Origin of the sequence: Vibrio sp. 99-8-1, from assembly GCF_013114595.1 — a bacterium.
GTDB lineage: Bacteria > Pseudomonadota > Gammaproteobacteria > Enterobacterales > Vibrionaceae > Vibrio.
Window position 1 is genome coordinate 24,443 of record NZ_VTXE01000024.1, and the last position, 14,339, is coordinate 38,781.

The following is a 14,339-nucleotide window of genomic DNA, read 5'->3' on the forward strand; positions in this document are numbered from 1 at the left end:
CAGTTAATTTCTAGAGTAACTGGGTCTTCATTTTTTGCTCTGTAAATGAGTCTACTGTTTAAATGAAAGTCCAAGTGATGCTAATTGCTGTGCCTTGTTTTCAATGTTGTGCGCTAATGACGCCACTTCGTCGACATCCTTAAGGTTACTTTGAGACGCGTTGCGTATCTCTACTATGTTTTGGTTTACATCTTGAGCAACGGCGGTCTGCTCTTCTGCTGCGGTGGAGATCTGCGCCGCGGCATCCTCTATTGATTGCATGACACCGTTTAGCTCATTGATGGTTTGTTGTGTGCTGGTGGTGTTGTCTAAGCACACTTTCGCGACATCTTGTCCATTTTTCATGGTCGAAGTAAGGGTTGAGATAGATGACATGACACTATCCATTGAGGCTTGAATATTTTGAGTGGTACGGTGAGTTCGTTGGCTCAGTGCCCGTACTTCATCGGCCACAACCGCAAACCCTCGTCCTTGTTCTCCTGCTCTGGCGGACTCAATTGCGGCATTCAACGCCAATAGATTAGTCTGCTCGGCAATACTCTGAATCTCTGCCATCAAACTTGAAATGCTGGTTATTTTTGCTGAAAGATCTTCGGTAGAAACGAAAGAAGATTCCACTTCTTTTGCCAAATTAGTGACTTCTTGCTGGGTTTTGTCCATATAAGACGTAGCGTGGCTACAGGTTTCGTTGGCCTGATGGACTTGTTCAAGAGTCGCCGAGCTGTTGCGAGCGACTTCGTTAATGGTTGTCACCATCTCTTCCATTGCTGAGACGACTTTCTCCAGTTCAAGGGACTCTTTCTCGACATTTTCATGGGCGTGAGCCGAAGCATCTTCAAGAGAGTGAACGGAATTGAGTAAAACGTTACTGCTATCCATTGTTCGTCCAAGAATAGTTTGCACTCGTCCCTGCTGCATTTTTATATGGTACTCAGCGTAGTTACTCTTATCGTTACAAAAAACCAGTCTTGAAATACTGTCATAGGTATATTTAAGGTCGTCATAAAATTTTTGACGAACAAAGAGCTCGTGATACATAACAGCAAAAGTGGCAAACGGAATAAGCAGAGTATAAAAAGGTGAAAGGTATATTCCTGCACTGACTGAGCCAATAGTTAATAGCAGTAACAGAAGGATTCGTTGTTTTGTGGTAAAGCGGATTTTGGCGGTGAGGCGTTTTCCTTTATCGGCCACAGCGTATAGCTTCTCAGCACGGCGTCTGATCTCAGGAGCAAGAACACGACGCACGGATTGAAAACCGATCAGTTGAGCGTTCTCATAGATGGGGGTGACAAAAGCATCTACCCAATAATACCGACCATCTTTGCATCGGTTTTTTACTGCGCCCCGCCACGCTTGACCTTCGCCTATGTGTTCCCATAAATCTTTAAAGGCTGCTTTAGGCATATCAGGGTGACGAATTAGGTTGTGGTTTTTTCCTACTAGTTCTTGCAAGCTGTAGCCTGAAATTCGGCAGAACTCTTCATTGGCATAGGTTATAACGCCTCTTTTATCTGTGGTGGAGACGAGTTCTTCATTTTCGGCGAATGTTACTTCCTGATCGATAATAGCTCGATTTCTTTTAGACATGTTTCCGTCCTGACGTTTATATAAATTTTAATAAGTTATCTGATGTATAGTCATCAGTTGCATAGGTAACTGTAGGTGCAGAAAGGGGTGCGTGTAAAGTATTTGTTAAAATTAATTGATATTTTTATCTATTAATAATCATTATACTTGCTATTGGTTATAACGATCGGCTTTGATATACCTTGCGGGAATGCTTGAAGCTATTTTAGCCTATGTTAAATAACCCCAATTTAGGCAAAATTTGGCTCAAAACAATCCCATTGTTGTTGTAAGATTAATGGTTATTTAGCAGAGGTAAGTGGTTGATTAGCGATAAGCTTAAAAATAATTAATGGTAACTTTGTTAAAATTGTCTTAGCGTATGCCACAGCAGAAATACATTGGGGATAGTAATGAAGATTTTACTTGCAGAAGATGACGAAACAACCGCAAGTTATATTCTTAAAGGGCTAACTGAACATGGTCATGTTGTTGATTGGGTGACCGATGGCAGAGAGGCGCTCAGTCACTGCTTGTACAATCAGTATGACTTGTTGATTGCCGATCGCATGATGCCAGGCATGGATGGACTTTCTTTAGTTAAGGCGTTGAGATCATCGAACAGTCAGCTTCCGGTGCTGTTTCTTACCGCATTGTCGGATGTGGATGATAAAGTTGAAGGGTTACTTTCCGGCGGCGATGACTACATGGTGAAGCCTTTTCACTTTTCTGAACTGCTAGCCCGTATCACAGTACTTTCCCGAAGGCCAAAAGACAGAATAGCCAGCACAGAACTGCATGTTCACGACTTGAAACTGGATCTACTTACCAGACGAGCAAGCCGTAAAGGGATGGTGATTGAACTTCTCAATAAGGAGTTCACGTTACTCGAGTATCTTATGGAAAATAAAGAACGAGTAGTGAGTCGAACGATGATTCTTGAACGTGTATGGGAGCTTAATTTTGATCCCGGAACATCGGTGGTAGAAACTCATATGAGTAAGCTAAGACAGAAGATTGATAAACCATTTGATGATCAGTTAATTCATACAGTTAGAAATATGGGATATGTGATTCGTGCGCCTCGTTGATATTATTCCCGGCTCAGCATTTCGGTTGTCTCTCAAGATCAGTAGCTTGACGTTACTGGTTATGTCTCTGATTTGTGTGTTTATTTACAATGCCGTTACTCAAGCCATGATTTATGAGTTGCGCACACAGGCGGAAGAGGAAATATCATTACTCGGCGACATATTAAAAGAGGATGGTTCTAAAGGTATGACAGAAGCCTTGGCCGGTTTATCAAATACCTTTATACCGAAAGAGCATATTGTTGGTGTGTTTAATGCCGAAGGTAAAGCGATTGCGGGGAATGTCTCCATCGCCCCTGATTTTGTTGGTTGGAAAAAAACAGTGCTTACTTTGATTAGCCCTAGTTTGGATGAGGAACAGAACCAATATCACAGCAAAGTCATCCATCTGAAAGGGTATACACTGATTGTTGGCCGCTCTGACACGTTAATCGTCGCGGTTCAACGTAGTTTGATTGTGTGGTTACTTATAGCGGCACTGGTTATTTCGCTAAGCACGCTGATTCTAGGCGCGATTTCTAGTGCATCTTCAGCAAGAAAAATTCGTCATATGGATAACGTGCTCAAAAAGGTTGCCGATGGAGAATCTAATGTACGTGTTCAGCGTTCACCGACAGCTCGGCCAGATCAGCTTGACCAACTTGGAGAGAAGATTAATCTCAATTTGGATACCTTGTCAGAGCTAATAACCGGGATTAAGAGCACGGCATCAGCGGTGGCGCATGATCTAAAAACGCCTCTTGCTCATACTTTGTTCAGCTTGTATGAAGCTCAGGAGCAAAGTGAAAAAGGAGAGTGTCCGACACCGGTTATCAAGAAAGCGATCAACGATGTTGAAGCCATCAATACCACCTTTGATACTATATTACGTATCTCCCGAATCAATGCCCATCTTGACCGTTCTCATTTTCAATGGGTCGATATCTGGTCAGTCATCGATAAAATCACCGAACTCTATGAACCTGTATATGGTGAAATAGATAATCAGATCATTGTGACAAAGCCTGACGATGGTGTAAAACCGCAAAAGGTGTATGGCGATGCTGGTATGTTAGAGCAGCTATTGGTTAATCTGTTGAAAAATATACAAGCACATTGTCCTGATGGAACAAAGGTGATGATAACGACAGTGTTAGATGACACTGGGCTGGACATGATTGTTCAGGATGATGGCCCAGGGGTGTCGGAACAGAGTATTGACAACATACTCAAGCCATTTTATCGAGTCGATAAAGCCAGAACAGAATCTGGTAACGGGTTGGGGCTGACGTTAATCGCCGCCATTGCTCGTTACCATAAAGCATCTCTTTCATTAGAGAATTGTCACCCCGGTTTGCGGGTTATTATTCATTTTCCCCTCCAACCCGATCAATAAAACTGAATGCCCGCCATTGTGCGGGCATTTATCTTTTTGAATCGCGTCTCAGCTCTAGCTGAAAATCATGAGACTTAATACCTAGTCAGACGAGATGAAACTTGATAAAGCAATGAACTTTATCGGTATTAAATATATTTAAAGTTAGCTTGAAGCTGACTTAATGTTCATCCGTTATCTTCTGTTTTAACCAAAGTATGCAATAACCTCTCAGGAGATAACTATGTTAAAACCATCTAAGATCGCCATGTTAACACTTGCCACGCTAATGGCTGGTGCTCCCCTAGTCACCACTGCTTATGCTGCTACTGATTCTGGAAAAGAAATCGTTGTCGCGAAAACAATCAATATTTCTGGTCATGCTAAAGCGGTCATTTCTGATGTTCGTAATGCACGTTTTGCACTGTTTGATGGCCAAACAGATGCGGCACTTGAGCTGGTGAAAAAATCAAGAGAAGTACTGGATCAAGCTATTCTTGGTTACGCGCTTAAAGTGGATGCCGCCGGTGATTATGTGATTCCTTTGGATCGCTCAATTACCTTAGCTGAAGGTTTTAAACCCACTCAAGAGTTAGAGCTTGTTATCAACAAAGCCGGTGCAATGGCGCAGCAAGGACAAGTAGATGAAGCGGTTGTCTTGATGAAGGAATCGGGAGTCGATCTTGATATTCACTATGTTCTCCTTCCAGTTCTAAAAACGATTTCAAATCTGGAAAACGCAACAAAGAATATTAAAGCCGGCCAATTCTACGAAGCAAATATGAATCTAAAGGCAATTGAAGTTTCAATAGCGATTGAAGATCTGAATGTTGAAGACGTTCCAAAACAGGGTTACGCACTGAAAGATATTAAGTAACGCCTATTTATAGGGAGCAGAGGCAGGCTGCTCCCTAAGTTAAACTTCTTCAACGGGAATCTATGTTATGAATCATCAGAACCTCAACCTAGCAATGAACGAATCTGTGCAAGAGCGGCAACTAACAGAAGATAACTTGGTCGACTATTTGCGTCATTATATGAACAACCAGATTATTGGTCAGGAGACGTTTGTAGACCGTATATTGTTGGCACTATTTGCTGATGGCCATATTTTGTTAGAAGGTGCCCCAGGGCTTGCTAAAACGAAGGCTGTTAACGCGTTAGCTCAGGTGATTGATTGTGACGCTAGAAGGGTTCAGTTTACGCCGGATTTACTTCCAAGTGATTTGACCGGGACGGAGATTTATTGTTCAGAACTGGCAAGTTTTACCTTCCAGCGTGGACCGCTGTTTCATAACTTAATCTTGGCAGATGAAATCAATCGTGCGCCCGCCAAAGTACAAGCGGCATTGTTAGAAGCTATGGCTGAAAGGCAGATAACGGTCGCTGGAAAAACTCATGCACTGCCCGAGCTGTTTATGGTGTTAGCGACTCAAAACCCGATTGAACAAGAAGGGACTTACCCATTGCCCGAAGCTCAACTCGACCGATTTCTATTACACGTCAATATTGATTACCCGAATGCAGAAGCTGAGAGAGAGATACTGCGAATTGTTCATGGAGAAGCGCAGGGTATCAAGAGACTTCCGCAACAAATGATTACAGCGAAATCCATTCTCTCGGCAAGACAGACGGCGTTACAGACACACTGCTCTGAAGCGCTGATCAGCTATATCATCCAATTAATACAAGCAACACGAAATCCATCTTTGTACGGCGATGATCTCAACGGGTTGGTGAGCTACGGTGCGAGCCCCCGAAGTACTATTGCTCTTGATCGCTGTGCACGGGTTCATGCTTGGATGCGGGGTTCAGAGTTTGTCACACCATTTGATGTTCAGTCTATCGCCCATGATGTTCTTCGTCATCGCATTATCCTAAGCTACGAAGCCGAAGCTGACGGTTATAGTGCTGATGAATTTATTAGCGCACTGTTAAACCGAGTACCTGCAAGCTAAAGGAGAAATCGTTATGACGAAATCCTTAGCTACGGTGAATGGAATTGAAATCAGTCAAACAGAACTATTTCGAGTTCGTCCTGAAAAGCATGCATCAGGTTTTGCCCCTTCAGGAAAAGTGAATACGCATCAGTGGGGTAGTAACCGTTCGCATTTTATTGGATTAGGAATGGAGTTTGCTGAGTCTCGTGTTTATCAAGCTGGAGATGATGTTAAGAATATTGATTGGCGAGTAACAGCGCGGACAGGTCAGACGCACACCAAGTTATATCAAGAAGAACGAGAAAGGCCAGTTCACATATTGTTAGATTTAAGAAGCATGATGCATTTTGGAAGCCGAAATCGCTTCAAGTCGCATTTGGCTGCAGAGATTGCGGCAAAGGTGGCATGGATTGCTCACGACGGTGGTGATCGGGTCGGTGGACTAATCTGCCATAAACAAGGCTGTAGTGACTTTAGAGCCTCTCGTACTCGTCGCTCACTGTTGCGTCTGTTAGACAATATTTCTCAGAACACGCGATTGGCACAAGAGGTTAATCAAGAGAGCTCTCTCGCGATGTCGATACGACGACTACGTCATCATGCTCGATCAGGTGGACTCGTCTTTATCATCAGTGATTTCAGTGATCTAGATGACAAATGCGAGGGAGAGCTAAAAAAAATCAGCGCTCGTAATCAAGTGACTCTGATCCACATTGAAGACCCGTTTGATGCGAGATTACCCTTAAGTGGTGGACGCCTATCCGATGGTCAATCTGTTTTATCACTCTCTGCACTTAGCCGACACTCGGAGCAAGAGTACCGTCTATTGTTTAGCCAGCGATTATCTAAGCTAGAAGGCTTATGTCACCAGTATAGGATGGTGCTGCAACGCATGTCGACCATTGATGACCCTAACGTTCTTTTTGCCACCAAGTACCGAAAAAATAGTAGGAGAGCGATATGAGTCAACAACTCTCTCCCGAGCTCTATGCTCAACTGGATAAGCTGCGCGACATACATCTTCCCGATCCAATTTCTTGGTGGCCTTTGGCGCTTGGTTGGTGGGCTCTTCTTGGCGTTGTGCTCTGCTTTGCCATGCTAGGTATTATCTACCTGTTCTATAAGCGGCGTTCACTTAAGTTTGTCGCATTGGTTAGGCTGAATGAGCTGGCAATTCGCTATGGTGAAACCGAATTGTTAAAACTAACGCTGGCAACAGAGATATCGGTGCTACTGCATCGCGTGGTGATTCGATTAAGAGGCTATGAAAATGCTGCCGAAACTGATGAGGCGTGGTGTCGCATCTTAAGTGAAGGTGACAACGGAATGGATGAAGATATTGCGCGATACATCAGCCAAGCACCCTATCGTATGGGCTTAAGTGATAAATCGTTATCTCATCGCGACGGTTGTTCACCTGACACAAAGACGCTCGTTGATGCCGCTGAAAAGTGGATAAGGGGCCATGCATGATGACCTTTCTATGGCCACTGGCATTTTTTCTGTTACCCCTGCCGTTACTGTTACGTCGATGGTTAAAGCCTGCTCCATCTAGTCCTGCCGGAGCGTTGAAGGTACCATTTTTCAATAGCCTAATTCGAGGCGAAGGAGTGGGGCGCCCCGCTCGGCTCACATCGCCATTTGTGGTTTTGATTGTCACTATTATTTGGTTATTGCTTGTTACCGCTCTAGCTCGACCCGCTGTGGTCGGCCCTGAAATACCATTGCCTGCTAAAGGGCGAGATATCATGGTGGCAATAGACTTATCTGGCTCAATGGATGAGAAAGATTTCTCGATTGCGGGTCAGGTTGTTACACGCTTAGATGTCATAAAGCAAGCCGCCAATGATTTTATATTACGTCGAGAGGGGGACCGATTAGGTCTAGTTTTGTTCTCTGATCGCGCTTATTTGCAGGCGCCATTAACGTTTGACCGCAGTGTCGTCGCTCATCTCTTACATCAAGCTCAAGTAGGGCTTACAGGCCAGCGCACAGCGATTGGTGATGCTATCGCTGTATCCATTAAGCGTTTAAAGGACAGACCTAAAGAGGGACGTGTTTTGGTATTGATGACGGATGGAGCCAATAACGAAGGAACTCTGGAGCCGTTAAAAGCCGCAGAGATTGCACATTCATTGGGAATTCGGATCTACACCATCGGCATTGGTGGAGAAGCCACACAGATAAACACGCCTTTTGGGATGCAAACTTTAAATCCTGCACAGGATCTAGATGAAGAGACGCTTCAGGAGGTCGCCGCTATTACCGGAGGCCACTATTTCCGCGCTAAGGACATACAAGGCTTAGCCACTATCTATAACCAGATCGACAGGCTTGAACCTGTGAGTGGCGATTTAATACCTGTCCGACCGCAAGTGGCACTGTTTTATTGGCCTGCTTCTATGGCGCTTATTTTAATGTTTTTCCTGATCGTCTATCGAAGCGTCAACATTGCTCGATACCGCAGACAGACAGCGCATAACTTATAGAGGAGTGATAATGGAAAGCCTATTAGACAAGGTTCATTTGTTGCGTCCTGAATGGTTATGGGCGTTGATTCCAGCCGTTCTTTGCTTCCTTATATTGGCTAAGGGGGAGGTCGCTGCAAAACAGGACAATTGGACAAAATATGTGGATGCGCACTTACTGAAATATCTTTCTGTTCAAGGGAAAGAGAGCAAAGTAAGTCGTTGGACACCAGTGATTGTTCTTCTCACTTTGATCCTTTTGATACTAGCAATAGCAGGGCCAAGTTGGGAGTCAACTCAGAAACCAGCATGGCAAGGTGGAGAACCGATAGTTGCTGTTTTGAGCTTAGCTCAATCAATGAATAGTGATGACATTGCTCCAAGCCGTCTTCGTCGTGCCAGTCATAAATTAAAAGATATGCTGCAACAAACGACAGGAGATGAACATGGTTTGGTGATTTATTCAGACACGCCTTTTATTGCTGCACCGTTAACTTCGGACCCAAAAGTGATTGAGCAAATGATCCCTGAGTTATCGACTTCGCTTATGCCTGTGCTGGGAAACCGTTTGGATCTCGCTATCAATGAAGCGACTGGGTTATTAAGTCGTGCTAATGCGACAAGAGGAACCGTTCTGATATTAACAGACAGTATTGGTCAGTTACCATCGGCGACCATTGAAGCCGCAAACGCGGCTAAAGATGCTGGCTATACAATTTCTGTACTGGCTGTGGGAACGAAGCAGGGAGCAAAGGTACAAACGGCATCCGGGCAAACCATCGTCGATAGAGAAGGCAATGCCAGTATAAGTCAGGTTAATCCAGATCGTCTTGGCTCATTAGCCAAAGCAGGGGGAGGACGTTTTGCCATGCTTACCGCTGACAACTCGGATCTTAAACAGCTTCTCCCTAGTAGTCGCAATAACCCGTTTAGCGCTTCATCTAAAGCTGAACAATTTCAAAGTGATAGCTGGGTAGATATGGGCTATTGGTTATTGGTTTTACCGACCATTTTCTGCGCATTTGCTTTCCGTAGGGGGTGGTTATTCCTAGTGCTTATAACCAGCCAGAGTATGTTATTTCTACCAAATCGCGCTATGGCTGCCGACGACTTGTCACAATTACAAACGAGCACCGCAGTTTCATCGGGTTTGTGGAAGAGCAAAAATCAGGCCGCTCAAGAGAACTTTAATTTAAAACTGTATCAACAGGCTGCGGATCAATTTGAAGACCCTGCGTGGAAAGCAGCCTCGTTGTACAAGTCTGCTGAGTACGCTAAAGCGGTAAGTGAATATAACAATTTAGGCCAAGAGTACAACTTGGCAAATTCGTTGGCTCGAGCTGGGGATCTGCAGGCTGCTTTGGAGGCATATAACCACTTGCTGCAGCAAGAGCCACAAAATGAAGACGCCCGTTTTAATCGAGACTTGGTTCAAGACTTGATTCAACAGCAGGAAAAGCAGCAACAACAAAAGCAACAACAAAAAGATAGTCAACAAAAAGAACGTCAGCAGAAAGACAAACAGGATCAATCATCTAGCAATCAAGCAGAAAAAGATAAGCAACAGGCAGATAACGCTGAACAACAGCCATCACAGCAACAGAACTCACAAAAGAAACCAGAATCAGGTCAGAATGAGAAGCAACAGAAGCGTGGTTCATCGGAGTCAGGAGAGCCTAAAGATGAAGCCTCTTCGGATGCACAACCGCAAAGTAAAAAGCCGTCTTCGGCAAATCTAGCGGATGAGTCGCAATCTCACCAGCAACCGCCTCAGCACAGTGTCTCTAAAAATCAAAAAGATGAGCGCAACAATGAACCGTCACCGCCAGATAACAATCTACTGTCAGACCTAGTGTCTGAGGCACTAAAAGGTAACGGAACGAAACCGCCTTCAAATCCAATGAGTGCGCCTAGCCCTGCTCAACCTGAGAAAATCGATCAAGCCATTGAGCAAGAGCTACGTAAAGTCCCTGATGATCCATCTGGCTTACTTCGAGCGCGTATTCGTCAACATTACGCACGCTTACGTGCGGTAAAGAGTGAATAGGGGAACTATGAGACATTATCGAACCTTTGCCAAAGCACTTATTTTGCTGTTAACCGTGCTGGTTTCATACGGCTCATATGCCAAAAGCTTGCAGGCGAGAATTGATCGCTCGCAAGTCGCTGAAAATGACAGTTTTCAACTGACGTTGGTAGCAGAAGGAAACGCTATTTCTGCTCCAGACTTAACACCATTACGAAGTGACTTTGACATTGAGGGAACCTCTCGTTCAACGAGAACCAGCATAATTAATGGTGTCAGGAATGACAGCACAAGTTGGGCCATTACACTTCGGCCTAACAAAAAAGGGGTATTGGCCATCCCTGAGTTACGCGCAGGCGGATTAAAAAGTAATGAGTTGCAGATAACGGTTACAGATATTAACCAAACCCCGAAAGCGATTGGAACGACGGGTGTGAATGTGAGCGTTCAATTAGAGAAGGGACCGTATTATCTGTTTCAGGAAGTTCCTTTGCTGGTAACGATTGAAACCAAGCATCCTTTGCAACAAGCAGGGCTAAAAGTGCCTCAAGGTGATGGGTTTAAGTTACGACAAGTAGGGGAAGACCGTGTTTCGCAAACCTCGCGTAATGGGCAGAATCTTACATTGATCGAACGGAACTTTATGTTGCAGTTCGATAAAAGTGGAGCCGTACAATTGCCCCCTTTTGTACTGGAAGGAAAAGTATCTGACGCGGAACAAAAAACTCGATCCCTCTCTCAATTTGCTTTTAATGATTCTCTATTTGAGCAGTTAGGAATGAATCCGTTTATAAGCTCAGGTACACCATTTAGAGTGCGCTCCGACGCTTTAAAACTAACCATACAAGGGAAGGTTTCATCATCCGGAAATAAGGGTGACTGGTTTCTTCCAGCAAAAAAGGTAGAACTGACGTCCGAATGGGTAGATAAAAAATTAACATTCGAAAAAGAAAAGGCAGTGGTACGCCGAATTCGCGTTCAAGCACTTGGCGCCCGACCAGAGCAAATCCCCATGCTCAAGTTGGATGGAAATGCTGACGTGAAAATCTATCTGGACGACAGTTCTACCTCCCTTATACAGACGACCCAAGGGAGTGTGGCGCAGAAAACTCTACTGATGTCAGTGGTTCCTTTAACCGCTGGGGATATCGCTCTGCCAGAGATTCAACTGGAGTGGTTCAATACCAGCACGGGCAAAAATGAAACAGCACTATTAGCCTCAGAAGTCATCCACGTAGCAGGCAGCAATATCTCAAAACAGCCTCAGCAAGCCAGTGGCTCAAAAGAGAAGAGTGCGCACATAACATCAACAAATCGTGCAGGGCAAGATAACCGCGCGACTTGGTATATGAAGTTTGTGCCGGTTTTACTTTTTCTGCTGACCATTAGTGGCTGGTTGCTATGGCGTTTATGGCGGACCCGCAGTAATGAGCGTTCAGCAAAAGACGCGTTCACCAACCGAGTCAAAGATAATAGGCCGAAGAGAACAATCACGGGCAATCCTGACCGGTCAGAACATCAGCAGCTACAACATCTCATCAGAGTCGTAGACAGCGAAAATCCACAAGCGGTTTATAGCGCTTTTAGTCAGTGGCTTATTACTTGTCGCTCCGTTGCAGATCGTTCTGGTTTTGAGCAGCAACTGCGTGAACTTGAGTCTGTTTTATTTTCCTCAAAACCAGATGCCAATAAGTGGGACAAAACCACGCTAATGCGAATGCTGGTTCAATTGGCAGATGACCATCTGCAATCAAAGGGTGACACAGTGCTTCCACCGCTATATCCAACGAATTTATAACATAGGAGTAAAATATGAAATCTCGAAAATTGATACTGTTAGCAGGGGTAATATCCCTATTGGGTGGTTTACTGGCTTTATATAATCCGGCGCAAACGTCGTTAACACTGGAACAGCTATTGGGCTGGACCTTTATTGTGTCTGGAGTGTTCAACTTAGTCGGAGGGTTTAAGTACAGAAATGAGCATGGGATATGGACCATATTACTGGCGATTTTCACCTTAATACTTGGCTACTTCTTTATTCGTATGCCATTGGAAAGTGTTCTCTCTTTAGCCAGTTTCGTCATTCTGTTGCTATTTGGATCGGGGGTTACTCAAATAGCCATGGCATTTAAACGTCGCGGTAGCTCTTCTTTTATACCTGTATTTGTTTCAGGTTTAATTTCTTTGTCGTTGTCACTTATTTTCTTATTAGATTTTCCGAGATCGGCAGAGCTGTTGTTGGGCGTGCTATTTGCCATTGAACTTATTTCAAATGGTATTTCACTTATTGTATTTGCATGGGCAGCAAAAAAAGTGTCAGGCGAGTGTGCTCATGGTTAATGTTTTAGCGCACTTAACCAAAATGGTTGACTGCAATGACACTCATCTCAATTTAAAGAAGTAATCTATGCACGATATAACAACTCTTATTGTAACGGTATTTATGGGCTTTTTTGCCATTATGAATCCTATTGCAAATACCGCGGTTTTCGTTGGGTTAACAGCAAAGCAAACGGATATTCAACGACGAAATACCGCATTTAAGGCTCTAGCGACGGCATTTTTGATGATAGTAGGTTTTAGTTTGCTTGGCAGAGGGATTTTTGAGCTGTTCGGTATTACTCTTCCTGCTTTGCGTTTATCTGGCGGAATTCTCGTTTTTCTTGTTGGCTACCATATGTTGCAGGGGAAGCCTTCAAAAATGCACTCTCATCAGCCAGACAAAAGTGACGTTGAGAAAGAGGTGGAACAGTCTGATGTCGCAATATCGCCATTAGCACTGCCTATTCTTGCAGGCCCCGGCACCATAGCCACTGCGATGAACTATTCCGCTTCGGGAAATACACTGCACATTGTCGCGACAATTGGGTCATTTGCGGTATTGTGTTTGATCACTTATCTCTGTTTTCTATTTGGTCCAAAAATTGTAGAGCGAATTGGTAAAGGAGGAATCGGCATTGTTACTCGTTTAATGGGACTGATATTAACCGTGATAGGAATGCAGATGTTTATTCAAGGTGTTTATGATGCTCAGAAAGCCTTGGGTGGATGAAGAGTTGAACAGATGTTCGATTAACCTTGGTTAAGACGGATTACTTTGGCTGGTAGGTCGATTAACCTGAGATTATTTTCTCTACTACTGGCCAAAGTTTTTCAAACTCTGTCTGTCGATCTAAGCTTTCATCGATAATGAACATGTTATAGAGACCTTCAAACAGAGATAAAACGGCCAGTGCAGCTTGCTCGGTGGTTAAGTTTGCCCTTTCTTCACTATAGCCAGTGTTAGTTAGTAACGTTTTGGTTTGTTGAATAGAGGTATACATGCTTTTTTTGATTAAATTCGCAATATACGGGTTATCTTTTAACTCATAAAATGCATAGCTCAATCGCTTATATTCCATGAAGAACTCTAAATTCGATAAACAGAACGCCTTTAAGCCGTTAATAGAATCATGCTGTTGAGCGATGGTTTCTAACTCCTGACCTATCTCAATATCCCAATGTTCTATCAGTCCAACAAGGATGGACTCTTTGCTGTCAAAGTAGTGATATATGGCACCTTTAGAAAGCTGAGATTTTTCAACCAGCTCTTTCATGGTGGTACTGTGGTACCCTTTTGTTGCAAAACAGGTCATTGCAGCTTGTAATATCTGAACTCGTCTCTCTTTTTCAGATTTATGTTTTGTTCCTTGTCTGTCCGACTTGGCTGCTTTTATTGTCCGATTCATTATTAGATGGCCTTTAAGTGATCGCTAAGGATGGTAAACGTTTTTAACTCTCTATTCAAATCAGTAGATTATGCCGTGTATAGGTAAAAATTAATTGAGAAGGAATAAGGGTTATCGCCCTTAACCCAGCTTTAACCCTGCTCATTGTTAACATTGATGT

13 protein-coding genes are annotated in these 14,339 nt (G+C 43.8%); 11 read left to right on the forward strand and 2 right to left on the reverse strand.

The features are described from left to right. Positions 1 to 51 precede the first annotated feature (51 nt). Positions 52 to 1,590 (reverse strand): PAS domain-containing methyl-accepting chemotaxis protein, encoded by a 1,539-nt coding sequence (locus F0227_RS14110; RefSeq protein ID WP_171753863.1) that lies wholly within the window; start codon positions 1,588 to 1,590, stop codon positions 52 to 54. 392 nt (positions 1,591 to 1,982) lie between these two features. Here F0227_RS14110 and F0227_RS14115 point away from each other — a divergent pair, with 392 nt between their 5' ends. The 11 genes from F0227_RS14115 to F0227_RS14165 all read left to right on the forward strand — a co-directional run bounded on the left by F0227_RS14115 (position 1,983) and on the right by F0227_RS14165 (position 13,503). After that, entirely contained in the window at positions 1,983 to 2,660 is a 678-nt protein-coding gene (locus F0227_RS14115) for a response regulator transcription factor (protein ID WP_171753864.1), read from the forward strand. Further along, a complete protein-coding gene (locus F0227_RS22100) occupies positions 2,647 to 4,035 on the forward strand; it encodes a HAMP domain-containing sensor histidine kinase (RefSeq protein ID WP_171753865.1) in 1,389 nt (462 codons plus the stop codon). The genes F0227_RS14115 and F0227_RS22100 overlap by 14 nt, the downstream gene beginning before the upstream one ends. A gap of 223 nt (positions 4,036 to 4,258) precedes the next feature. Then, positions 4,259 to 4,891, forward strand: a complete 633-nt coding sequence (locus F0227_RS14125) for a YfdX family protein (protein WP_171753866.1) — start codon at positions 4,259 to 4,261, stop codon at positions 4,889 to 4,891. Positions 4,892 to 4,985: 94 nt separating this feature from the next. Further along, positions 4,986 to 5,972, forward strand: a complete 987-nt coding sequence (locus tag F0227_RS14130; protein WP_171753914.1) for a MoxR family ATPase — start codon at positions 4,986 to 4,988, stop codon at positions 5,970 to 5,972. 13 nt (positions 5,973 to 5,985) lie between these two features. After that, positions 5,986 to 6,918: a DUF58 domain-containing protein gene (locus F0227_RS14135; protein ID WP_171753867.1), complete on the forward strand. Its 933-nt coding sequence runs from the start codon at positions 5,986 to 5,988 to the stop codon at positions 6,916 to 6,918. After that, positions 6,915 to 7,427, forward strand: coding sequence for a DUF4381 domain-containing protein (locus tag F0227_RS14140; protein ID WP_171753868.1), 513 nt, complete (start codon positions 6,915 to 6,917; stop codon positions 7,425 to 7,427). Before F0227_RS14135 ends, F0227_RS14140 begins: the two co-directional genes overlap by 4 nt. Further along, positions 7,424 to 8,443 carry a VWA domain-containing protein gene (locus F0227_RS14145; RefSeq protein WP_171753869.1) on the forward strand — a complete coding sequence of 340 codons (1,020 nt, stop codon included), beginning with the start codon at positions 7,424 to 7,426 and terminating at the stop codon, positions 8,441 to 8,443. Before F0227_RS14140 ends, F0227_RS14145 begins: the two co-directional genes overlap by 4 nt. A 10-nt stretch (positions 8,444 to 8,453) precedes the next feature. Next, on the forward strand, positions 8,454 to 10,469 hold the full coding sequence (locus F0227_RS14150; RefSeq protein ID WP_171753870.1) for a VWA domain-containing protein: 2,016 nt from the start codon (positions 8,454 to 8,456) through the stop codon (positions 10,467 to 10,469). 7 nt (positions 10,470 to 10,476) lie between these two features. Next, positions 10,477 to 12,246 (forward strand): BatD family protein, encoded by a 1,770-nt coding sequence (locus F0227_RS14155; protein ID WP_171753871.1) that lies wholly within the window; start codon positions 10,477 to 10,479, stop codon positions 12,244 to 12,246. Positions 12,247 to 12,260: 14 nt separating this feature from the next. Next, the gene (locus F0227_RS14160; RefSeq protein WP_171753872.1) at positions 12,261 to 12,791 is read left to right on the forward strand and encodes a DUF308 domain-containing protein; all 531 of its coding nucleotides are present in this window, start codon (positions 12,261 to 12,263) and stop codon (positions 12,789 to 12,791) included. Between the two features lie 67 nt (positions 12,792 to 12,858). After that, entirely contained in the window at positions 12,859 to 13,503 is a 645-nt protein-coding gene (locus F0227_RS14165; RefSeq protein ID WP_171753873.1) for a MarC family protein, read from the forward strand. Between the two features lie 61 nt (positions 13,504 to 13,564). Here the strand turns inward: F0227_RS14165 and F0227_RS14170 are convergent, their stop codons facing one another. Continuing rightward, the gene (locus tag F0227_RS14170) at positions 13,565 to 14,179 is read right to left on the reverse strand and encodes a TetR/AcrR family transcriptional regulator (RefSeq protein WP_171753874.1); all 615 of its coding nucleotides are present in this window, start codon (positions 14,177 to 14,179) and stop codon (positions 13,565 to 13,567) included. Between the last annotated feature and the right edge of the window lie 160 nt (positions 14,180 to 14,339).